The 22,293-nt window shown below is 71.1% G+C and carries 18 protein-coding genes and 2 pseudogenes; 9 read left to right on the top strand and 11 right to left on the bottom strand.

Annotated features, from left to right (window positions below; all coding sequences use genetic code 11):
- Positions 1-213 precede the first annotated feature (213 nt).
- Together AC5P09_RS39560 and AC5P09_RS39555 are read right to left on the bottom strand one after the other, a co-directional pair.
- Positions 214-555, bottom strand: coding sequence for a hypothetical protein (locus tag AC5P09_RS39560; RefSeq protein ID WP_493878537.1), 342 nt, complete (start codon positions 553-555; stop codon positions 214-216).
- A 348-nt stretch (positions 556-903) separates the two neighbouring features.
- A pseudogene (locus tag AC5P09_RS39555) lies at positions 904-1,966 on the bottom strand (AMP-binding protein); the annotation flags it as partial.
- 406 nt (positions 1,967-2,372) lie between these two features.
- On the opposite strand from AC5P09_RS39555, the gene AC5P09_RS39550 reads away from it, so the two are divergent.
- Entirely contained in the window at positions 2,373-2,786 is a 414-nt protein-coding gene (locus AC5P09_RS39550) for a hypothetical protein (protein ID WP_493878536.1), read from the top strand.
- On the top strand, positions 2,738-3,763 hold the full coding sequence (locus tag AC5P09_RS39545; protein WP_493878535.1) for an arabinofuranosyltransferase AftB family protein: 1,026 nt from the start codon (positions 2,738-2,740) through the stop codon (positions 3,761-3,763). The genes AC5P09_RS39550 and AC5P09_RS39545 overlap by 49 nt, the downstream gene beginning before the upstream one ends.
- A gap of 342 nt (positions 3,764-4,105) precedes the next feature.
- Here AC5P09_RS39545 and AC5P09_RS39540 read toward each other — a convergent pair whose 3' ends face one another.
- From AC5P09_RS39540 to AC5P09_RS39530, 3 genes are all read right to left on the bottom strand, one after another.
- On the bottom strand, positions 4,106-5,644 hold the full coding sequence (locus AC5P09_RS39540) for a vWA domain-containing protein (RefSeq protein WP_493878534.1): 1,539 nt from the start codon (positions 5,642-5,644) through the stop codon (positions 4,106-4,108).
- Positions 5,645-5,807: 163 nt separating this feature from the next.
- Entirely contained in the window at positions 5,808-6,683 is an 876-nt protein-coding gene (locus AC5P09_RS39535; protein ID WP_493878533.1) for an ABC transporter permease, read from the bottom strand.
- Positions 6,680-9,319 (bottom strand): CocE/NonD family hydrolase, encoded by a 2,640-nt coding sequence (locus AC5P09_RS39530; RefSeq protein ID WP_493878532.1) that lies wholly within the window; start codon positions 9,317-9,319, stop codon positions 6,680-6,682. Before AC5P09_RS39530 ends, AC5P09_RS39535 begins: the two co-directional genes overlap by 4 nt.
- Before the next feature lie 402 nt (positions 9,320-9,721).
- Here AC5P09_RS39530 and AC5P09_RS39525 point away from each other — a divergent pair, with 402 nt between their 5' ends.
- The 3 genes from AC5P09_RS39525 (at position 9,722) to AC5P09_RS39515 (ending at position 11,800) form a co-directional block, all read left to right on the top strand.
- Positions 9,722-9,916 carry a hypothetical protein gene (locus AC5P09_RS39525; protein ID WP_493878531.1) on the top strand — a complete coding sequence of 65 codons (195 nt, stop codon included), beginning with the start codon at positions 9,722-9,724 and terminating at the stop codon, positions 9,914-9,916.
- Positions 9,909-10,685 (top strand): DUF2637 domain-containing protein, encoded by a 777-nt coding sequence (locus tag AC5P09_RS39520; protein WP_493878530.1) that lies wholly within the window; start codon positions 9,909-9,911, stop codon positions 10,683-10,685. Before AC5P09_RS39525 ends, AC5P09_RS39520 begins: the two co-directional genes overlap by 8 nt.
- Before the next feature lie 590 nt (positions 10,686-11,275).
- The gene (locus AC5P09_RS39515; RefSeq protein WP_493878529.1) at positions 11,276-11,800 is read left to right on the top strand and encodes a hypothetical protein; all 525 of its coding nucleotides are present in this window, start codon (positions 11,276-11,278) and stop codon (positions 11,798-11,800) included.
- A gap of 34 nt (positions 11,801-11,834) precedes the next feature.
- Here the strand turns inward: AC5P09_RS39515 and mmsA are convergent, their stop codons facing one another.
- From mmsA to iolC, 5 genes are read right to left on the bottom strand one after another with little or no spacing between them, the layout of a single operon-like run.
- Entirely contained in the window at positions 11,835-13,337 is a 1,503-nt protein-coding gene (mmsA, locus tag AC5P09_RS39510; protein ID WP_493878528.1) for a CoA-acylating methylmalonate-semialdehyde dehydrogenase, read from the bottom strand.
- Positions 13,338-13,360: 23 nt separating this feature from the next.
- Positions 13,361-15,244 (bottom strand): 3D-(3,5/4)-trihydroxycyclohexane-1,2-dione acylhydrolase (decyclizing), encoded by a 1,884-nt coding sequence (gene iolD / locus AC5P09_RS39505; protein WP_493878527.1) that lies wholly within the window; start codon positions 15,242-15,244, stop codon positions 13,361-13,363.
- Positions 15,241-16,056: a 5-deoxy-glucuronate isomerase gene (gene iolB, locus AC5P09_RS39500; RefSeq protein WP_493878526.1), complete on the bottom strand. Its 816-nt coding sequence runs from the start codon at positions 16,054-16,056 to the stop codon at positions 15,241-15,243. Before iolB ends, iolD begins: the two co-directional genes overlap by 4 nt.
- Positions 16,057-16,063: 7 nt before the next feature.
- Complete coding sequence (locus AC5P09_RS39495) at positions 16,064-16,954, bottom strand: Cgl0159 family (beta/alpha)8-fold protein (RefSeq protein WP_493878525.1); 891 nt, start codon at positions 16,952-16,954, stop codon at positions 16,064-16,066.
- Positions 16,951-17,901 carry a 5-dehydro-2-deoxygluconokinase gene (iolC, locus tag AC5P09_RS39490; protein WP_493878524.1) on the bottom strand — a complete coding sequence of 317 codons (951 nt, stop codon included), beginning with the start codon at positions 17,899-17,901 and terminating at the stop codon, positions 16,951-16,953. Before iolC ends, AC5P09_RS39495 begins: the two co-directional genes overlap by 4 nt.
- A gap of 126 nt (positions 17,902-18,027) precedes the next feature.
- Between iolC and AC5P09_RS39485 the strand changes: the two genes are divergently transcribed.
- The 4 genes and pseudogenes from AC5P09_RS39485 (at position 18,028) to AC5P09_RS39470 (ending at position 21,103) form a co-directional block, all read left to right on the top strand.
- Entirely contained in the window at positions 18,028-18,945 is a 918-nt protein-coding gene (locus AC5P09_RS39485; protein WP_493878523.1) for a sugar phosphate isomerase/epimerase family protein, read from the top strand.
- 151 nt (positions 18,946-19,096) lie between these two features.
- The gene (locus AC5P09_RS39480) at positions 19,097-20,050 is read left to right on the top strand and encodes a helix-turn-helix domain-containing protein (RefSeq protein WP_493878522.1); all 954 of its coding nucleotides are present in this window, start codon (positions 19,097-19,099) and stop codon (positions 20,048-20,050) included.
- 421 nt (positions 20,051-20,471) lie between these two features.
- Positions 20,472-20,672 (top strand): helix-turn-helix transcriptional regulator, encoded by a 201-nt coding sequence (locus AC5P09_RS39475; protein ID WP_493878521.1) that lies wholly within the window; start codon positions 20,472-20,474, stop codon positions 20,670-20,672.
- A 36-nt stretch (positions 20,673-20,708) separates the two neighbouring features.
- Positions 20,709-21,103 (top strand): annotated as a pseudogene (locus AC5P09_RS39470) (GNAT family N-acetyltransferase).
- On the opposite strand, the gene AC5P09_RS39465 reads toward AC5P09_RS39470, so the two are convergent.
- Positions 21,084-22,127 carry a zinc-dependent alcohol dehydrogenase family protein gene (locus tag AC5P09_RS39465; RefSeq protein WP_493878520.1) on the bottom strand — a complete coding sequence of 348 codons (1,044 nt, stop codon included), beginning with the start codon at positions 22,125-22,127 and terminating at the stop codon, positions 21,084-21,086. The pseudogene AC5P09_RS39470 and the gene AC5P09_RS39465 overlap by 20 nt on opposite strands.
- Between the last annotated feature and the right edge of the window lie 166 nt (positions 22,128-22,293).

Genomic DNA, 22,293 nt, shown 5'->3' with positions numbered 1-22,293 from the left:
TTGAGCTTGTGCATGCTGTCTCCGTTTTCCTCACGCACACGACCCTCCTTACGGATCGTGTCCGACTCGTCACAGACGATAACATGCACCTCACTTACCGCCGCATTCCCGACACACCCGATTGGGTGCCATTGGTTTGCTTCCATACGTTTTGACGTCGGAGCGACCGGGCCGCACCGCGCGGCACTTGGCGACCGTTCCGGCAGGCCGCGGTCAATCACCGCCAGGAGTGCAGAGCTGGCCGACCTCACCGTCGGTCTGCAGCGTGGCGCAGACCTTCGGAACCCTGGGGACTACGACGGTGAGGCTCTGCTGGATATTGGCCTGGACGGTCAGCTGCTGGCTCGCGAGCTCGGTGTCGCCCGCGGTGATTCTCACGCCGAGAGTCCGCACCTGATCGCAATAGACCGAGAGAGTGACCACACTGGTCAGGGCGTTGCTGATCTTCTGAAGGCCGACGGCGCAGGGCAAGGCCTGCTGCGGCGCGGCCTGCGCCGGCGCGGCCGCAAAGAGTGGCGCCGAAGCCAGCAGCACGGTGGCCGCCGAACGGAGCATGCGGTGAGGCATTGGTCCTCCCAGGTGTCACTTGGGTACACCGCCGGCGGCGGTCGACCCCCGATCACAGCGCTTAGATGTCCCTTTTGCGCTTTTCGGGGAGATGTGATCATGGGTACACCAAGCCCGCAACACGGGGGCGGCATGGCCGGCCCCTGTCGCAGAGAAACCGAACGGCGCACGGCCTGCCGGGACCGCCATGGACGTCAGCGTCGGTACAGCGCCTCGATCTCGTCGTCGTACACCGCCGCCAGCGCAGCGTGCCGTTTGACCTTCAGGGGGATGCCCCTGTGGGTTCGTCAACCCGTGGGGGCGGGTTGGGGATCGTAGAGAGTGCCGTCGTGGAGCCTTGTTCAAGTGCGCCTCGCCGAAGCGGACGCCGATGCGGTCGGCGCGGTAAAAGGAGGCGCCGCGGCCGATCTTCTCGGCGGTCGCGCGGCCGGTGTCGTGGATCTTCTCGAAGAGGTACGGGACCCCGACCAGGAAGGTATGACGGAACGCTTTGAGGGCAGGGCGGAGTTCGTCGGGCTTGATGCTCGGGCAGTGGCCGATCTCGATACGTGCCATCAGGCAGGCGATCTGGACGGTGCGGCCCAGGATGTGGGCGAGTGGGAGGAAAAGGAGCGTCGAGGCGACCTGGCCGGTGACCTCTTTGAAGATGGGGTGGAGCAGTTCGACCATGTTGGCGGTCTCGGCGTGCAGGTTGGCGTGGGTGACGACGCAGCCCTTGGGCCTGCCGGTGGTGCCGGAGGTGTAGCAGATCGTCGCGATCGTGTCCGGGGTGAGGGACGTACGGGGCTTGGTGACCTCCTCGTCGGGGACGTACCGGCCGAGGGCGGTCAGGTCGTCGGGTGCCTGTGCGTCCAACGCCCCGATGCACGGGGCCTCTTCGTGGCCTGCCGTGCCTGTCGTCACGGTTGCGGTGTTCTCAGCAGTCTCCGTCACGACGAAGCGTGCGCCCGAGTCGCGGACGATCCACTCCACCTGATCGGCCGACGAGGTCGCGTAGAACGGCACGACCTGGCCGCCGACCGCCCAGCTCGCGAAGTCCAGGACCGTCCACTCGTAGCGGGTGCGGGACATCACCGCGACCCGGCCGCCCGGTTCGAGGCCGACGGCGATCAACCCCTTGGCCACGGCGGTGACTTCGCGGGTGAAGGCGGCCGCGGTGACCGGCTGCCAGGTGCCGTGCCTGACGCGGCGCGGCGCGGCGCAGAACAACAGCGTCGGGGGCCTCGGCCGCGTTGGTGAAGGGCATGTCGGCGGTGCTGCCGGTCGTCGCGCGGGGCGCGAGGGCCGCGGAGCAGGGCCTCGCGGACCACGCCGTTGTCGTCCTTGACGATCTCGACCCGGTGCGGGCCGCGAGGTCGGTGCGCTGCTTTGCCCGTTTCAGATCCTTCCGTACGCCCATGACGGCTCCCGGTCGCGGCTGGTGCAGCTGACGTGTTGTCCTGTGCGGTACTCCTCCTTACTCCGGAGTCAACTTACTGATGCGTAGAAAAAATTCGACGAGTCCGGCGCGATCCGGTGGTGCGGCCTCCTGGCTGTGTCAAGGTCGGGGGTCCGGGCGCTGAGGGCCGCGGTGTGGCTGCTGCCCGCGGTGGCCGTGGCGTGCGCCGGGTTCCGGCGGCGGTGGATGTCCGACGACGCCTTCATCTACGTACGGACCGTGCGGCAGGTGCTGGCGGGCAACGGGCCCGTCTTCAACGTGGGCGAGCGGGTGGAGTCCTCGACGGGGACGCTGTGGCAGTGGCTGCTGGTGGCGGCCGGGGCGGTGGGGGCCGATCCGGCGTCGGCCGCGGTGTATGGGGGGGCTGGTGCTGACCGGCGCCGGGTTCGCGCTCGCGGGGCTCGGGGTGCTGCGGCTGTACGGCGGGCGGGCGGCCGTACCGCTGGGCTCGCTCCTGCTGCTGGGGCTGCCGCCGGTGTGGGACTTCGCCACCTCGGGCCTGGAGACCGGACTGCTGACCTGCTGGATCGCGGGGGCGTGGCTGGCGTTGGTCGCCCGGCCCCGGTTCCTGGCGACCTCGGTCCTCATCGGTCTCGGTCCGCTGGTGCGGCCCGACTTGGGGATGGTCTCCGTCGTCTTCCTGGGCGCGCAGTGGCTGGTCGTGCGGCCCTCGTGGCGAGGAGCGCTCGCGGGGGGGCGGGAGCGGCCGGTGCGCTCCCGGGCGCGTACGAGGTGTTCCGGGCCGGCTACTACGGGCATCTGGTGCCGCTGCCCGCCGTGACGAAGGAGGCCTCGCGAAGCCTGTGGGGGCGGGGCCTGGGCTATGTCGCGGATCTGGCGCTCCCCTATCTGCTGTGGGTGCCCGTGGTGTGCGTGATCGCGGCGGTGATCCTCGGTGGCCGTGGGCTCCGCAGGGCGGTGGTCGGCTCGCTCGTGCCGGGGCTCGCGCCCGTCGCCGCCGGGACGCTGTGCTGGCTGTACGTCGTGAAGGTCGGCGGCGACTTCATGCACGGGCGGATGCTGCTGCCGGGGTTGCTGCTGCTGGCGCTGCCCGTGTTCGTGGTGCCGGTGTCACGGGTGGGCGTGTGGGCGGCCGTCGGTGTCGGGGTGTGGGCGGTGGTGTGGGCGGTGGTGTGCGCGGGGTGGCTGCGGGTGCCGTACGAGGGGCGTATCGGGCCGACCGGGATCGCCGACGAGCGCGGGGTGTACGTACGGCACAACGCGGACCCGCATCCGGTGCACCACGACTTCTCCGGCGCGCCGCACCACCGGCGGTACTTGAGCCACGTACAGGAGGCCGTACGGTCCGGGGAGCCGACGCTGCTGTTGGGCGCGCGCGCTCGGACGGCCGCCGACTCACCCGGTGTGACTGCCAGTTATGTGGTGCTCGGGATGAACGGGGCAACCGTGCCCCTGGACGGGGCCGCGGTCGACCCGATCGGGCTCGCCTATCCGCTGGCCGCGCACTCGGAGCGGATCGAGGGTGGACGGGTGGCGCACGACAAGTGGCTGCCGACCGCCTGGCTGGCCGCGGAACGCGGGCTTCCGTCCGATCCGCCGCCCGGCGTGGATCCGGCGCGGATCGACACCGCCCGGCGCGCCCTGCGCTGCGGGACGCTCGCCGAACTGCGTGCCGCGACACGGGATCCGCTCACTCCGGGGCGGTTCCTGCGGAATGCCGCCGGGGCTTGGGAGCGCACGGCGTTCCGTTTCCCGAACGATCCGGTGGTGGCCGAACGGGAGTTGTGCGGCAGGTGAGTCCAAGCCTTCGCGGCGGGGCCCGGGGTCGGTTCCCTGGAGCGGCGTCGGTGCGCTGCTGTACGCCTCCCCCACGGAAGAAGATCCAGTGCGCGCCCAACGCCTTCGCTCCGTCCTCGTCGCCGTGTGTGCCACGGCGGCCGTCACCTTCGCCGGCGCCGCCCCGGCGGTCGCCACCACTCCCGTTCGAGCGGCGGCCGTCGCCCCTGGGCTCGCCCCCGCTCACCGAGCTGCTCGCCGACAAGGTGGCCGCCGCCAGGTACGGCACCGACAAGCGGATCGACGACCCGTGCGTGCGCCGCGGGCCCGTGCGCCCGTGGGTCCGTGGGTCCCGTAGGCCGCCTATCCGGCGAGCTGGTTCGCCTGGCCGATCGTCTCCGCGAGTTGCCGTACCGCCCGGTCCTCGGTCGTGTCCGCCAACTCCTCGGCCCGTTCGGCCAGTTCGCCGAGCTCCGGGGCCCCGGGCAGCAGGTTCCACTGGTCGTGGCCCCGGCGTAGGGCGTCGGCGAAGTAGGCGGCCACGGCGGTGACTTGGAGGCGCGGGTTCGTGTTCCACAGGTTGTCGTCCAGGGCGCCGGCCTCCAACTGGCCGGACTCCTCGTGCGGGCCCCGCGTCTCCGGGTCCTGCCAGCGCACCGTGGCCGTGGCGAGGTGGCCCTCGGCGCCGGGCTTGGTGCGGACGGCGTAGAGGGCGGTCACGGTGTGGCCGGGGCCGACCTCGCCACCGTCCACGCGGTCGTCACGGAAGTCGTCGTCGGCGACGCGGCGGTTGTCGTAGCCGATGAGGCGGAACTCGGTGACCGTCTCCGGGTCGAAGGCGACCTGGGCCTTGGCGTCGCGGGCGGTGAGGTCGATGTGGAGCGGGAGTTGCTCGCAGAAGACCTCGCGGGCGTCCTCGGGGTCGGAGACGTACGTCGTGTGGCCGTCGCCCTTGTCGGCGAGGCGTTCCATCAGGGCGTCGCCGTAGTCACTGCCGACGCCGACGCCGAAGAGGGTGATGCCGTGCTCGCGGCGGGCGCCGTCGATGCGTTCCAGGATGGTGTCGGGGTCGGTGTCGCCGTCGTTGGCGAGGGCGTCGGAGACGAGGACGACCCGGTTGGTGGCGCCCTCGCGCAGGCCCTCGACGGCGGTGGCGTAGCCGGTCTCGACGCCGGCGCCGAGGTTGGTGGAGAAGGTCGGCTTCAGGCTGTCGACGGCGTTGTGGATCTCGTCGCGGTTGCCGCCGAGCCGGGTCATCGGCAGGACCGTCTCGGCCTCGTCGCTGAAGGTCACAAGGGCGACCGAGTCGTCGTCGCGGAGGCGGTCCGTCATCACACCCAGGGATTCCTGGGCGAGGTCCAGGCGGCCCGGTTCGGACATGGAGCCGGAGATGTCGAGGACGAAGGTGAGGGCAGCCGGGGGACGTTCGCCGTGCTGCTCGGCCGCCGGGCGGGTGGCGAGACCCACACGGACCAGGGACCAGTCCTCCACGTCGGTGCGGGCGCCGTCGACGGTCACCGTGAAGCCGTTGCCGTCGGGGCGCTCGTAGTCCTGGCGGAAGCTGTTGACGAACTCCTCGGGGCGAATGGTCGAGGGGTCCGGGCGTTGTCCGTCGGCGAGGGTGCGGCGGGCGTAGCCGTAGGAGGCGGTGTCGACGTCGAGGGCGAACGTGGAGAGGTGGTCCGGGGACGGAGCGACGTCGCGGGACTCGTCGTCCGGCTGATAGGGGCCGCCGGTGCCCCGGTCGGGGTCCGGGGCGGCGAAGCCGGTCGCCCCGTCCGCCCGGTCCGCACTGCTCTGGTCCCCGGTGTCGCTCGCGCCGCACCCGGTGAGCAGCAGGCCGCCCGCCGCGGTGAGGGCGAGCAGTGCCGCGCGCAGCCGTCGTACTCGGTGTAGCTCCATCGTCCGTGCCCCCTTGGCCTGTTGACTCGACGGCCTGTTGCCGTCGACGTCTGTGACTGTGACGGGCCAGGGGGCCGGAACGTGCGCCATGGAGCGTTGCGGATGGGTCTCGAAGAGGGCACGGAAGGCGGCCGTCGAGACCGGTGGGTGATCCTCCGTTGACCTACGACACCACGTCCTTGCGGGAGAAACCCCGGAAGGCCAGCGCGAACAGCACCAGGGCGTACGTTATCGACAGGGACGTGCCCTGGATCATGTCCGACCACTCCAGTTGCGGCCGGACGGCGTCGAGCCAGGCGTACTGCCAGTGCGCGGGCAGGAAGTCGCGCCAGTCGCCGAGGGCCGTCACCTGGTCGAGCACGTTGCCGACGATGGTCAGGCCGACCGCGCCGCCGACCGCGCCCAGCGGGGCGTCCGTCTTGGTGGACAGCCAGAACGCCAGGGCGGCGGTGACCAGTTGGGACACGAAGATGTACGCCACCGTGATCACCAGGCGCTGGGCGGCCGTGCCGGCGGCCAGCGAGCCGCCGGTGGGGAGTTCCAGCGGGCCCCAGCCGTACGCGACCGAGCCGACGGCGAGCGCGACGAGCGGCAGGATCACCATCGCGGCCAGGCTGAGACCAAGTCCGACGACGAGCTTGGACCACAGCAGCCGGGCCCGCGGCACGGGGGCGGCCAGCAGGTAGCGCAGGGAGGACCAGCTGGCTTCCGAGGCGACCGTGTCCCCGCAGAACAGGGCCACGGGGACGACGAGGAGGAAGCCGGCGGACGCGAAAAGGTTCACCGCGGCGAAGTTCGCGCCGGACAGGGTGGCCGTGTCCATCAGGTTCACCCGGTCGTTGCCGCCGCCCGGTCCGCCGCCCGGTCCGCCGCCCACCTGGAAGGCGATGAGCAGGACGAACGGCAGGGCGCACAGGATGCCGCCCATGACGAGCGTGCGGCGCCGCTTCAACTGCCGGACCAGCTCGACCCTCACGGGCAGCGTGTGGCCCGCGCGGTAGCCGTCGGCGACCTCGGCGTCGATCAGAGTGCCGCTCATGCGGAGTCTCCGATCAGGGTGAGGAAGGCATCTTCAAGGCGGCGGTGCGGGCCCACCGACTCCACGGGTACGTCCAGCCGGACGAGTTCTGCGACCATGCGGGCGGCGCTCCCCTCGGCGTCGAGCCGGACCAGCATCCCGCCGTCGGTACGGACCGCCGAGGCCACGCCCGCGAGGGCAGCGACCTTCTCGACGACCGGCTCATCCACCGGCGCGGACGTGCCCACCAGCAGCGTGTCGCCCGAGCCGACGATCTCGCTGACCGGGCCCGCCTGGACGAGCTGCCCGTGGTCCATGACCACCAGGTGGGTGCAGGACTGTTCCACCTCGGACAGCAGATGACTGGAGACGATCACCGTGCGGCCGGCCGCTGCGTAGCGGATCATGACCTTGCGCATCTCGCGGATCTGCGGCGGGTCGAGGCCGTTCGTCGGCTCGTCGAGAATCAACAGGTCCGGCATGCCGAGCATGGCCTGCGCGATGGCGAGCCGCTGGCGCATGCCCTGGGAATAGGTGCGCACCGCGCGCTCCAGCGCGCCGCCGAGGCCGGCGATCTCCAAGGCCTCGTCCAGGTGGGCGTCCTCCGGCGGGCGGCCGGTGGCCCGCCAGTACAACTCCAGGTTCTCCCGGCCGGACAGGTGTGGGAGGAAGCCCGCGCCCTCGACGAAGGCTCCGACGCGGGAGAGCACCGGGGAGCCCGGCGCGATCGCGTGGCCGAAGACGCGGATCTCACCGCCGTCCGGCTTGATCAGGCCCATCAGCACGCGCAGGGTCGTCGTCTTGCCCGCGCCGTTCGGCCCGAGGAGGCCGAGGACCTGGCCCTTCTCCACGCGGAAGGACAGGTCCCGGACCGCGTACCGGTCGGCGGACTTCGCGTACCGCTTACTCAGGTCCGTTATTTGCAGGGGGACTTCGGCCAGACCGGGTTCGGGCGCGGGGGTCGCCGTGCGGCGCCGGGCCGTCAGGAGCAGGGCCAGGGCGGTCACCGCGCCGAGGAGCGGCAGCCACCACACCCAGGCGGGCAGCGGCGCCGCCGCGTTGGTGTCACTGAGGGGCGCGGGCACTTTCAGGTCGCCCTTCAGGGAGACCGTGTACGTCGCTGGGGTCGTCGGGGAGGCGTAGCCGAGGTCGGTGGAGGCGAGGACCAGGCGCAGCCGGTGGCCGTCCGCCACGTCGTAGTCGATCGCAGGGAGGGTGATCGTGACGTCCTTGCCGGCCTTCGCGTCCTCGACCCGGATCGGCTCGACCAGCTGGGAGGGCAGCACCTGCTGACCGCCGCCGGGCCCGACGTCGTACACCTTGGCGAAGAGGACGGCGTTGTCGCTCGTCGACTTGACGTGGACGGTGGCCGTCGGCGAGCCGGTGATCTGGAGGTCGTCCTTGAGGGGCGCCGACTCGAAGGCGGCGTACTGGCCCGGGAAGTCGAGGGAGACGCCGATGCCGAGCGAGGACAGCTGGGCGAGGCCGCCGGAGCCGCCGATGCCGGGCAGGGCCGAGACGGCGGGCGGGTTGGAGCCGGCCGGGTTGTCGAAGGACTGCTCGCGCCCGGCGAGGGCGATCGAGCGCTCGTCGCTCTCCAGGCCGGGGTACGTGTCCCTGTTCACCCCGCTCAGCCGGGTCTCGCCGTCGCCCGTGCCGGTGCCGAGGGTGCGGGTGACGCGGAACGCGGGGCCGGTTTCGGCGCCCTTGTCGTCCGTCAGATACCGGTCGAACCAGGAGGCGACCCGGGCCCGGACACGGCCGGTTTCCATGTCGCCGCCGTCGTGACCGCCCGCGATCCAGTCGACGTCGACGGGGGCGCCGTTGGCGTGGATCGCCTTCGCCGCCGCGTCGGCCTGGCCGAGCGGGAACAGCGAGTCGGTCTGACCCTGCATCAGCAGGGTGGGCACCTTGATGCGGTCGGCGACGGCGGACGGCGAGCGCTCCTCGAGCAGCTTCTCCGCCTGCGCGTCGGGGGTGCCGGACTCGGCGACCCGCTGGTACATCGCGCACAGCTGCGGCTCGAACTTCCCGCAGCCGCCGCCCGAGTTGACGAAGATGCCCGCCCACAGCTTCTTGAACACGCCGTTCGGGAAGAGGGCGTCGGCGAGGTTCCAGTACGTGATCGCCGGGGCGATGGCGTCTATCCGGTCGTCGTGACCGGCGGCCAGCAGGGAGATCGCGCCGCCGTACGAGGCGCCGGCCGCGCCCACGCGCGGGTCGCCGGCCTTGTCGAGCTGCACCTCGGGCTGTTTCGCCAGCCAGTCGATCAGCTTCGACACGTCGGCGACCTCACCGTTGGGGTCGTTCAGCCCGATCTTCCCCGTGGACTTCCCGAATCCCCGCGCCGACCAGGTCAGCACCGCGTATCCGTCTCTGGCCAGGTCCTCGGCCTGCTGCTGGACGTCGGCCTTGCTGCCGCCGAAGCCGTGCCCTAGCAGGACGGCGGGGCGGCGGCCGCCCTCGCCGGCCGTGATGTACGAGGTGTCGAGGCGTACCCCGTCAGCCACGGCCATGACCCGGTCGGTGCGGTGCACCGGGGGCGCGTCGTCGGAGGCGACGGCCCTCCATGTGCCGGCACCGGCGAGCACGACCACGGCGGCCGCGGCGGCGGCCAACCGACGTGGCCTCCGCGGACCGGGAAGTCGAAGATCCATGCGTCAACGATACGTGCCGCCGCCGACAGCCGATGCAGCCTCCGGGCTGAACCGCCCCCCCTCCCAGGGGCGTACGGGACCGCTGTCTCGTACCGCAGTGGTGGTACGACGACGCACGGCTCGTATCCGCCCTATTTTCCTGTGAAATCCCAACTCATCACCGCATGGTCATACCGCAACCGCCGGTGATCGCACGATGAAAACAGAATTCCAGCAACGACGGTACGAATTGATCCGAGCGCGCCGCATTTCACCCGGATGCCTCGCACCTGGGTCACAAATGAATTCGTTGTGGGGTGTATGACAAAAGCGCAACTCCACACGGCACTCGCGGACGGGTATTCACGCGGTGGCAAGACCCCCGCGTCACGGCTCGGGGAGTGGGCATTCACACCGGCCCCGGTGCCCTCCGTTCCAGAGGCGTGCGCGGTTCTCCAGCGCGGCAGTGAGCGTGTGGAGCTCAGGTACACCTCGGCGCTGCTGAACGACTTCCTGGCGGCGATGAGCCGGATCCAGGGCGACTTCACCCATCTGTCGAACACCGCCGAGTGCTCTGCCGCATCCGAGACGCGGCCCCGGCGGAACAGCCATGCATGAAGGACAGTCTCCGTGCGCCTCCCGCAACGGCCACGTCGGCGAGAACCTGTACGACGCGTGGGTGAACTCGACCCGTCACACCGCCCATACGGTGGCCGCCAGCGAGGCGTGGACCCAGGACAGCCGGCACGTTACGGGGAACTGGGACCCCGCCGAGGAACTGGCCTATCTCCTGCAGGCCCAGGCCGCCGAGGAGCAGTTTGCCGAGGCTCCCCTGTACGACGACGGCTTCCTGCCGGAGCGGGAGACGGTGCTCACTCCCAACGGGGCGGCCATGCGCCCGCGTCCCCCGGCGCACCGGCGAGTCCGCACGCCCAGGATGCTGCTGTCGAAGGTGCAGACCGTCAGTTTCCTGGTCGCCTCGGTGACCAGCGCCATCGTGGCCATGGTCAGTGTGTTCAGCGGCATCGTCGCCTATGACCCGTTGCGTGCGGTGGCGAGCGAGATCCCCGCCCACTCCTTCGCGGACCGCTGGTGGCCGCTGCTGGTCTACGGGCCGTGGATGGTCTCCTCCCTCTCGATCCTGCGGGCCGCTCTGCACCGGCGCCGCGCCGCACACTCGTGGTGCATCGTGATGTTCTTCTCGGCCGTGGCCATGGCGCTGTGCATCATCCAGGCACCGAAGACCCTTCCCGACATCGCCGCCGCGGCACTCCCGGCGATCGCTGCACTGACCTGCTTCCAGCAACTGGTGCGCCAGGTCACGCTGACCCGGCCGCCCCGCAAGGCCGCCCGGCGGCATCGCGATGCCTCGCCATCGTCCAAGTAAACCTGTGCGGGACTGTGGAGACTCACCGTCAGTCCGTCTTATCAACAGACTCGTCAGTGCATACGCGCGAGGCGTTCTGCGAACTCCGTGGTGCTCGACGCGCTGCACGAGCGGGAGATGCCGGAGGTTGCGGGCCTTGATCGGATCGAGTGTGCCGGCGGGGATCAGGGCCGCGGGCAGGAAGTTCGGATTCAGGGCCCGGAAACGCCGACCCCGATGGTTCTTGCCTGCCGAGTTGGGCACCTTCGTGTCGCCGCCCACTAATCGCGGAAGCAAAGGGAGGAACTCTTAGCGGGGGTAACGCGTCAGCTGGTTGGGTGGGGAGGTGAATCGCGCACCACGCCATTGACCCGGGCTCTTCCGGGTCGCCCGCCGGGCGGTCCGGGGTGCGGTCACGGTCTCGAGGAGTTCTCCGGCATCAGGGGAACACCCTTTCTGGAAGCGAACACTCTGGAGGCATTCGCTATGGTTCGCCACCCCTTCCGCGAAAGGAAAACACCCACGAGCATGAGTGGGTCGGGGCCGACCACCCTGGCGGCGAGGGGGAAGTACGTCGCCCGAGCGGGCCGACCGGATCTCGGAGGAACACGATGCAGAGAGCCCCGAAGCGCGCCATGGAATGGCTGGCCGCTGCCGCGACCAACCCGCGAGCCTGCAAGCGGCAGTGGGGAGGAGAGACCGGTATCGCCGTGCTGGCATGCGGACGGTTCTGGGATGTGCTGAGCGTGCCGGAGGAGTTGGGCGTGCTGACCCTCGACACCCTGCTGTGCATTCCCCAGGCGCCCGGTCCCGTACTCGCGGACGCCGCCGCCCGCCGGGTCGGCTTCTTCCTGCCTCCGGATCCCAAGGGCCGCTGGATCGGCTCGGACATTCGCTATCTGGGCAAGGACGCGTGGATCGCCGTGCCCGCACCGCATCTGGCCGCCGGGCGCCTGCGCTGGCTGATCCCGCCCGACGGCGCCGGCACGCTGTTCGTCCCCGCCGCCGTGGAACTGGCACTTCAGCAGGCCCTCGGCACGCTCTCCGTACAGGCGGGCGCGCGGCGGCCGTGTCCGACGTGCGGGGCGGCCACCGCGCGGCCCCGCAGCCAGAGTACTGACAGTCCCGCCCAGTAGGTGGGCCTTCGCCTGGCGAGGGCTTGCGTCGCTCTCAGTGGTTGCGCGGGAAGCCCAGGTCGACGCCTGCCGGGGCGTCCGCCGGGTCCGGCCAGCGCGTCGTGACGACCTTGCCGCGGGTGTAGAAGTGCGTGGCGTCGTTGCCGTAGATGTGGTGGTCGCCGAAGAGCGAGTCCTTCCAGCCACCGAAGCTGTGGTAGCCGACGGGGACCGGGATCGGGACGTTCACGCCGACCATGCCGGCCTCGATCTCCATCTGGAAGCGGCGGGCGGCGCCGCCGTCCCGGGTGAAGATCGCGGTGCCGTTGCCGAACGGCGAGCTGTTGATGAGGGCCACGCCGTCGTCGTAGGTCTCGACGCGCAGCACGCACAGCACCGGGCCGAAGATCTCGTCCTGGTAGGCCTTCGCGGTGGTCGGGACCTTGTCGAGGAGGGAGATGCCGATCCAGTGGCCATCCTCGAAGCCCTCAACGGTGTGGCCGGTGCCGTCCAGCACCACTTCCGCGCCCTCGGCCGCCGCGCCCTCCACGTAGGAGGCCACCTTGTCGCGGTGGACGGCGGTGATCAGCGGGCCCATCTCGGACGTCGGGTCGTTACCGGGGCCGATCTTGATCTTCTCGGCGCGCTCGCGGATCTTGTCGACCAGCTCGTCGCCGATCGCGCCGACCGCGACCACGGCCGAGATGGCCATGCAGCGCTCGCCGGCCGAGCCGTAGGCCGCGCTCACCGCCGCGTCCGCCGCCGCGTCCAGGTCGGCGTCCGGGAGGACCAGCATGTGGTTCTTGGCGCCGCCCAGGGCCTGGACGCGCTTGTGGTTCGCCGAGGCGGTGGTGTGGATGTGGCGGGCGATCGGGGTCGAGCCGACGAAGGAGATCGCCTTGACGTCCGGGTGCTCCAGGAGGCGGTCCACGGCCACCTTGTCGCCGTGCACGACGTTGAAGACGCCGTCCGGGAGACCGGCTTCAGCCAGCAGCTCGGCGATCTTCAGGGACGCCGACGGGTCCTTCTCGGACGGCTTCAGCACGAACGTGTTGCCGCACGCGATGGCCATCGGGAACATCCACATCGGCACCATCGCCGGGAAGTTGAACGGCGTGATGCCGGCCACGACGCCCAGCGGCTGCCGGATCGACGACACGTCCACCCGGCTCGCGACCTGCGTCGACAGCTCACCCTTCAGCTGCACGTTGATGCCGCAGGCGAGGTCGACGATCTCCAGGCCGCGCGCGACCTCGCCGAGCGCGTCGCTGTGCACCTTGCCGTGCTCGGCGGTGATCAGCTCGGCGATGGCGTCGCGGTTGGCGTCCAGCAGGGCGCGGAAGCGGAAGAGGATCTCCGTCCGCTTGGCGAGCGAGGACTGGCCCCAGGTCGCGTAGGCGTCCTTGGCGGCGGCGACCGCCGCGTCCACCTCCTCGACGGAGGCGAACGCGACCTTCGTGGTGACCGCGCCGGTAGCGGGGTCGGTGACCGGCCCGTACGTACCCGACGCGCCTTCGACGGGCTTGCCGCCGATCCAGTGGTTGACGATCTTCGTCATGGCTGAGTCACTCCAGTAATCCTTCACAGATGGCGGCGTCGGGTGGAGACGTGCCGTTCGTACAGCTCACGTGCCTTCACCGCGGACGGTCGGGTCGCGGTTTCGGCCACAGGTACATCCCACCAGGCCTGCGCCGGCGGCGGGCCCGACACTGTGTCTGCCGTTTCCGTCTCGACGTAGACACATGTGGGAGTGTCGGCCGCCCGGGCCTCCGCGAGCGCCGCCCGCAGGTCCCGTACGGTCTTCGCGCGCAGCACGCGCATGCCCAGGCTCGCCGCGTTGGCGGCGAGGTCGACGGGGAGCGGCGCCCCCGTGTACGTACCGTCCTCGGACTGGTAGCGGTAGGCGGTGCCGAACCGTTCGCCGCCCACCGACTCGGACAGGCCGCCGATGGACGCGTAGCCGTGGTTCTGGACGAGGAGCATCTTGATGGCGATCCCCTCCTGTACGGCCGTCACGATCTCCGTCGGCATCATCAGATAGGTGCCGTCGCCGACCAGTGCCCACACGGGCCGGTCGGGTGCCGCCATCTTGACGCCGATCGCGGCCGGGATCTCGTAGCCCATGCAGGAGTAGCCGTACTCCAGGTGGTACTGGTCCCGGGAGCGCGCCCGCCACATCTTGTGCAGGTCGCCGGGGAGCGAACCGGCCGCGTTGATGATCACGTCCGTGTCGTCGACCAGGGCGTCAAGCGCGCCGAGCACCTGGGACTGCGTCGGGCGTATGTCCGGCTCCTCCGCCTCGTAGCAGGCGTCGACGCGCTGCTCCCAGCGCTCCTTGTCCTCGGTGTACTCGCGGACGTACGTGTCCGGGACCCGGTGCCCGTGCATGCCCAGGGACTGGGTGAGCTCCTGGAGGCCGCTGCGGGCGTCCGCGACGAGCGGCATCCCGGCGAGCTTGTGGCCGTCGTACGGGGCGATGTTGAGGTTGAGGAAGCGCACGCCCGGGTGTTCGAAGAGGGTGCCGGAGGCGGTGGTGAAGTCGGTGTAGCGGGTGCCGACGCCGATCACCAGGTCGGCCAGGCGGGCGAGTTCGTCGGCGGTCGCGGTGCCGGTGTGGCCGACGCCGCCGACGTCCTGGGGGTGGTCGTAGCGCAGGGAGCCCTTGCCGGCCTGGGTGGAGGCGACCGGGATGCCGGTGGCCGCGGCGAACTCGGCGAGGGCCTCCTCGGCGCGGCTGTGGTGCACGCCGCCGCCCGCGATCAGCAGGGGGCGCTCGGCCGTCCTGATCGCGTCGACCGCCTCGGCGAGTTCGGTCGGGTCGGCGCCCGGACGTCGTACGACCCAGGTGCGCTCGGCGAAGAACTCGTCGGGCCAGTCGTAGGCCTCGGCCTGGACGTCCTGCGGGAGGGCGAGCGTGACCGCGCCCGTCTCCACGGGGTCGGTGAGCACCCGCATGGCCTGCAGGGCGGCCGGGATCAGGGCCTCCGGACGCGTGACGCGGTCGAAGTACCTCGACACCGGGCGCAGGCAGTCGTTGACCGACACATCACCCGCGTACGGCAGTTCCAGCTGCTGGAGGACCGGGTCGGCGACCCGGGTGGCGAAGGTGTCGCCGGGGAGCAGCAGGACCGGGATGTGGTTGATCGTGGCGAGGGCGGCACCGGTGACCAGGTTGGTCGCGCCGGGGCCGATGGAGGTCGTGACCGCGTGGGTGGACAGCCGGCCCGACTGCCTCGCGTAACCGACCGCCGCGTGCACCATGGACTGCTCGTTGCGGCCCTGGTGGTACGGCATGTCACCCGCGTACTCCACGAGCGCCTGGCCGAGCCCGGCGACGTTCCCGTGGCCGAAGATGCCCCAGGTCGCGCCGATCAGCCGCTGCCGTGCGCCGTCGCGTTCGGTGTACTGGGCGGCGAGGAAGCGCACCAGCGCCTGTGCGACCGTCAGCCTCGTTGTCGAGGTCATCGGTAACCCTCCGTGTGGTCCGGGTGGAAGCAGATCCGCCACTCCCGGGTCTGACCCGGGCCCGCCATGACGTTCAGGTAGTACATGTCGTGGCCGGGCTGGGCGATCGACGGGCCGTGCCATCCGTCGGGGACGAGCACGGCGTCGCCGGAGCGGACCTCCGCGAGGATGTCCGAACCGCCCTCCCGGGAAGGGGACACGCGCTGATAGCCGAATCCGTTCGGGCCGTCGATCTCGAAGTAGTAGATCTCCTCCAGCTCCGCCTCCTCGCCCGGCCGGTGCTCGTCGTGCTTGTGCGGCGGGTACGAGGACCAGTTGCCGCCGGGCGTGATCACCTCGACGGCGATCAGCTTGTCGCAGTCGAAGGCGTCCGCCGAGGCGAAGTTGCGGACGTGGCGCAGGCAGTTGCCGCTGCCGCGCTGTTCCTGCGGGACCTCCGGCGCGGGGCCGTAGCGGGCGGGGAGTCGTCGCTCGCACTTCGCTCCTGCCAAAGCAAAGCGGCCGCCCGCGCCGGAGGCGATCTGTGCCCGGGCGTCACGGGGCACGTACGCGAAGTCGCTGACTCCGCTGAACACGCTTTCCCGGCCCAGGAGTTGAAACTCGCTACCCTCTGTTTGTACGGTACATCCGCCTTCCAGCGGGAGGACGATCCACTCGCTGTCCCCGGCGTCGAAGGCGTGCGTACCGCCCGCCTCCAGTTCGACGATCCGCAGGCTGCTGTGGGTCCAGCCGGCCCGCTTGGGGTCGATGTCGACGGCGTACTCGGCGCCGGTCGTGGCGCCCTTCGCGAGGTAGAGGTCGTTGCTCGTCATGCGGCCCTCACAACAGTCCTACGGCGGTGTCCACGGCGGCGGCCACGTCGCCGTCCGCCGGGTACAGCAGCGAACGGCCGACCACCAGGCCGCGCACGGTGGGCAGTTTCAGGGCGCCCCGCCACTTCTCGTACGCCCCGGCCTGTTCCTCGACGGTGCCCCCGACCTCGCCGCCGAGCAGCACGGCGGGCAGCGTGGAGGTCGCCATGACCTCGGCCATGTCGTCGGGGTTCGCGGTGACCGGCACCTTCAGCCAGGTGTAGGCGGAACTGCCGCCGAGGCCGGAGGCGATGGCGATCGACTTGGTGACGGCCTCGGCGGAGAGGTCGTTGCTGAGCCTGCCCTGCTCGGTGCGGCTGCTGATGAACGGCTCGACGAAGACCGGGAGCCGGCGCGCTGCCATGTCGTCGATGGCGCGGGCCGTGGACTCCAGGGTGGTGAGGGAGCCCGGGTCGTCGTAGTCGATGCGCAGGAGCAGCTTGCCCGCGTCGAAGCCGAGCCGCTCGATGTCCTCGGGGCGGTGGCCGGTGAAGCGGTCGTCGAGCTCGAAGCTGGCGCCCTGGAGGCCGCCGCGGTTCATCGAGCCCATGACGACCTTGCCGTCGAGGGCGCCGAGGAGCAGCAGGTCGTCCAGGATGTCGGCGGTGGCGAGTACGCCGTCCACGCCGGGGCGGCTCAGCGCCAGGCAGAGGCGTTCGAGCAGGTCGACGCGGTTGGCCATGGCGAACTTGCGGTCGCCGACCCCGAGGGCGCCGCGGGCCGGGTGGTCGGCGGCGACGATCATCAGCCGGCCCTGGTCGTTGAGGAGCGACCGGCGGGGGCGGCGGGCGGCGGCCTCGGCCACGGCCTCGGGGTGGAGGGTGCGGAGGCGGACGAGCTCCGCGATGTCGACGCTCACGTGACGGCTCCCGCCGCGAGGGCCGCTGTCACTTCGTCCGGTGTGGGCATCGCGGACGAGCACTCCAGGCGGGAGGCGACGATGGCACCGGCCGCGTTGGCGTGCCGCATGATCTTCTCCAGGTCCCAGCCCTCCAGCAGGCCGTGGCAGAGGGAGCCGCCGAAGGCGTCGCCGGCGCCGAGGCCGTTGAGGACGGTCACCGGGAGCGGCGGGACCTCGGCGGACTCGCCCTTGCTGTTGACGGCGAGGACGCCCTTCGGGCCCTGCTTGACGACGGCGAGTTCGACACCGGCGTCAAGGAGCGCGCGGGCGGCGGCGTGCGGCTCGCGCACTCCGGTCGCCACCTCCACCTCGTCGAGGTTGCCGACGGCGACGGTGGTGTGGCGCAGGGCCTCTTCGTAGAAGGGGCGGGCCGCGTCCGGATCGGTCCAGAACATGGGACGCCAGTCCAGGTCGAAGACCGTCGTGCCGGCCTTGGCCCGGTGGGCGAGGGCCGCCAGGGTCGCCGTACGGCTGGGCTCCTCGCTCAGCCCTGTGCCGGTGACCCAGAAGATGCGGGCCTCGCGGATGGCGTCCAGGTCCAGCTCGTGGGCGTCGATCTCGAGGTCGGGCGCCTTGGGGCGGCGGTAGAAGTACAGCGGGAAGTCGTCCGGCGGGAAGACCTCGCAGAAGGTGATCGGGGTCTGCAGACCGGGGACCGGGGTGACCCAGCGGTCGTCGACGCCGAAGCCCCGCAGCTCCGCGTGCAGGTAGGTGCCGAACGGGTCGTCGCCGGTACGCGTGATCACCGCCGTGTCCCGTCCCAGGCGGGCGGCGGCGACCGCGACGTTCGCGGCGGACCCGCCGAGGAACTTGCCGAAGGACGTCACCTGCGGCAGCGGGACGCCCGTCTGCAGCGGATAGAGGTCCACTCCTATCCGCCCCATGGTGATCAGGTCGTACGCCATCGAGTTCCCTTCGTATCGCGGCTCTCCACGGCTTTCTAGCCCCGCACAGTGAGTCCTGTCAATGCTTTGTCCAGACATTCGGACCAGGGCTTGACACCGCGGCTCGCGATCCGCACGCTGGCGGCCATGACGTCGTTGTCACCTCAGACCTCACTGTCCCGCATCCGGATCGGATCGGCCCCCGACTCCTGGGGCGTCTGGTTCCCGGACGATCCCCAGCAGGTGCCCTGGCAGCGCTTCCTCGACGAGGTCGCGCAGTCCGGCTACGAGTGGATCGAGCTGGGCCCGTACGGCTATCTGCCGACCGACCCCGCCGTCCTCACCGAGGAGACCTCGCGGCGTGGCCTGAAGGTGTCGGCCGGCACGGTCTTCACCGGCCTGCACCACGGCGAGGCCGTGTGGGAGAAGACCTGGGCGCATGTCGCGGACAACGCGGTCCTGGCGCAGGCGATGGGGGCGTCCCACCTGGTGGTCATCCCGTCCTTCTGGCGGGACGACAAGACCGGCGAGGTGCTGGAGCCGGACACGCTCACGCCCGAGCAGTGGCGCAATCTCAGCTCGCTGACCGAGCGGCTGGGGCGTCGGGTGCGCGAGGAGTACGGGCTGCGGATCGTCGTCCACCCGCACGCCGACACCCACATCGACAGCGAGGAGAACGTCGTCCGCTTCCTGGACGGCACCGACTCCTCGCTGGTGTCCCTGTGCCTGGACACCGGGCACTACGCGTACTGCGGCGGCGACAGCGTCAAGCTCATCGAGACCTACGGCGAGCGGATCGGGTACCTGCACCTCAAGCAGGTCGACCCGGAGATCCTGGCGGACGTGCGGGCCAACGAGGTGCCGTTCGGGCCGGCGGTCGCACGCGGTGTGATGTGCGAGCCGCCCGCCGGGGTGCCCGCGCTGGGGCCTGTCCTGGAGGCCGCGCAGAAGCTGGACGTCGATCTGTTCGCGATCGTCGAGCAGGACATGTACCCGTGCGAGCCGGACCGGCCGCTGCCGATCGCGCAGCGGACGCGGGCGTTTTTGAGGTCGTGCGGGGCGTAGCCGTACGTCGGGTTCGCTGAGGTCGGCTTGTCGAGGCCGGTTTCGTTGAGGCCGGTTTCGTTGAGGCCGGCGCCTTCCGCCCCTTCCTGGGTCGTAGCACCATGGATGCCCTTGATGGGTGCCCTCGGTGTGCTGGGAGGGGCGGTTGCGCATGGCGGATGCTGTGCTGGTCCGGTCCGGACAGGGGCCAGGTGGGTCCTGGGAGTTCGCCCTCGCCCCGCCCCATCCTCGGCTGCGGCCCGGCGTGATGAGCTACCGCGGGGTGCGGCTGGCGATGGACCGGCCCCGGCGCCGGCTGGAGGCGCCCATCGGCGCGGCGACGCTGCTGCTGGGCTTCGACCAGCCCGTACGTATCTCACGCGCCGGCCGACCCACGGCCACCCTCGTGTCGGTCTACTGCGGGCCCACGACCACACCGGCCGTCGGCGAGCACGCCGGACGGCTGTCCGGCATCGAGGTGCTGCTCACGCCCTGGGCCGCGTTCACCCTCTTCGGCACCCCGCAGTGCGAGCTCGCCGACCGCACCGTCGACCCCGACGACCTCCCGCACGCCCTGGACCGACGCGTCGGCGAACTCTCCGCCGCCCTGGCCGCGTTGCCGAAATGGGAGGACCGTTTCGGGCTGCTCGACGACGTGTTCGCGCGCTGGTGGGCGGCCGGTACGCCGTGTTCGGCCCGGGTGGTGCGGGCCTGGTCGGAGCTGGTGCGGACGGGTGGCTCGATGCCGGTACGACGGCTCGCCGAGGAGGTCGGCTGGAGCGTACGGCACCTGGAGAACCGTTTCCGGGAGCAGATCGGGCTGGGTCCGAAGGCGGCGGCACGGGTCCTGCGATTGCAGCGGGCGCGGCGGCTGCTGGCGGCGGGACGGGGCCAGGCGGAGACGGCCGCGGTCTGCGGGTTCTACGACCAGGCGCATCTGAGCGGCGAGTTCAAGGCGATGACGGGGTGCACGCCGAGGGAGTTCACGGCGGCCCGGCAGGTACCGGTCCAGGTGCCTGCCGGGTCCGGGGCGCCGGCGATCGACCGGATGACGGGCGAGGCGACGAGTCTTGTCCTCGCATCCGGACGAAATGCGGATTTTTCCAAGACCGCCGGACCTCACTGACGGCACGCTGTGCGTCCCGGACGATCGACCGGGAGCCGCGCCGGGGGGGGATGCGGGGAAACGGCGGGCCGGACCCGACGCAGCGGGTCCGGCCCGCCTCTTGCTGCGCGGCTGCGCGGCTGTGCGGCTGTGCGGCTGTGCGGCTGCTCTGAGCTTCGGGGCCCCTTCCCGCCGTATGTCAACGCGCCCCGCCCATGAGCCCGCGTACGCCTTTGCGTCACCTCTGTCACAAACACCCCCTTCCTGTCACACATGTCGCGTGTACGCCGGTCTTGCGTCACACCCGGTCCACAGGCCCTGCCCAGCCCTGACTCGCCGTCGTTCACCGGGCACAGGCTTTGTGATCGCCAGCGAAGTGCCCGGCTCCCCCGGACGGCCGCCCCCGGTCGTCGCCGCGGTACTCGCAGGGAGGTGCAACCCCATGACCGACCGAAGGCTCTGGTCCTACAAGGACATCGCGGCGCACATCCGGGTGCAGCCCGACACCGTGCGCTCGTACCGCAAACACGGGCTGCTGCCGCCCCCCGACCACGTCGAGGGCGGCAAGCCCTACTGGTACGCGGACACGGTCCGGGCCTGGGTGGCGTCCCGCCCGGGAAACCGGGGCCGACGAGAGGTCTGAGCACGAAGGGCTTCGCCTACCTGGGTCAATCCTGTCCTGACCGGCGAGAAGACCGTGCTGCGGCCGTTCACCGAGAACGACGCGGACACGATCTGGGAGATCATCCAGGACCCCGAGGTCATCCGCTTCACCTTCGGACCCGCCACCGAGTTCACCGTGGACAGGCTGCGTTCCATCTACGCCTCCCGCGCCCATCACCCCGAGCGGCTCGACCTCGCCGTCACCGACCGGGCCACCGGCGAACTCGTCAACCCCTCGCGGCCGCGACCGCGAGTTCGGCACCGAGGCGACCCGGCTCATCGTCGGGTACGGCTTCGAGCGGCTCGGTCTGCACCGGATCGGGTTGGCTGTGGGACGGGGAGTGGGTCGACGAGGTGCTCATGGGGATCCTCGACCATGAGTGGGCCGCTCTCAGCTCCACGGCTCGATGACCGTCACCCCCGCCCCCGGCGCCGTCCCCATCGCGGCCAGCGCCGCCGGCACCTCGGCCAGCGTGATCGTGGACGTGACCAGCAGGTCGGGCCGCAGCACTCCGGCCCGGACCAGTTCCAGCATCGGCGGGTAGGTGTGCGCGGCCATGCCGTGGCTGCCGAGGAGTTCCAGTTCCAGGCCGATCGCGCGGGCCATCGGCACCGGTGTCGTGCCGGTCGGTGACGGCAGCAGGCCGACCTGGACGTGACGGCCGCGGCGGCGCAGGCCGTTCACGGAGGCCGCGCAGGTGGCGGGCGAGCCGAGGGCGTCGAGGGAGAGATGCGCGCCGCCGCCGGTCAGCTCGCGGACGGCCGCCGCCGTGTCCTCGGTGCGGGACGCGTCCACACACTCCGTGGCGCCGAACTTCCGCGCCAGGTCCAGGGCCCGGGGCGACACGTCGACCGCCAGGACCCGCGCCCCCGACGCCGCCGCGATCATCACCGCGGACAGGCCGACGCCCCCACAGCCGTACACCGCGACCCACTCCCCCGCCGCCACCCGGCCCTGCTGCACCACCGCCCGGAACGCCGTGGCGAACCGGCAGCCGAGGGAGGCGGCCGTCGCGAAGGACATCTCCTCCGGTACGGCGACGAGGTTCACGTCGGCGTGGTCCAGCGCCACGTACTGGGCGAAGGAGCCCCAGTGGGTGAAGCCCGGCTGGGTCTGCCGCTCGCACACCTGCTGGTCACCCGCCGCACAGGACGGGCAGCTCCCGCAGGCGCACACGAAGGGCACGGTCACGCGATCGCCGGGGCGCCAGCCGGTCACCCGGGTGCCCACCGCCTCGACGACACCGGCGAGTTCGTGCCCCGGCACATGCGGCAGCGTGATGTCCGGGTCGTGCCCCTGCCAGCCGTGCCAGTCGCTGCGGCACAGTCCCGTCGCCTCGACCCGCACCACGACCCCGTGCTCCGCGGGCTCCGGGTCCGCCACCTCCCGCACCTCGGCCGGCTCCCCGTACCGCTCGAACACCACAGCCCGCATACGCCCGCCTCGCTCTTGCGCCGATCACCCTTGCTGGCGGAACGCCAGGGTCTGTCCGGCGGATCATGCCGCAGACGCGGGGCTTGGCACGCCGATCTGCGGCGTTGTCGTCGGTTGCCGATTCCCCCACTCTCGACTTCGCTCGAGCGGGGGGACCCCCATCGCA

This window comes from Streptomyces sp. a15 (assembly GCF_059026085.1).
This window is presented reverse-complemented; position numbering and strand designations above follow the sequence as displayed.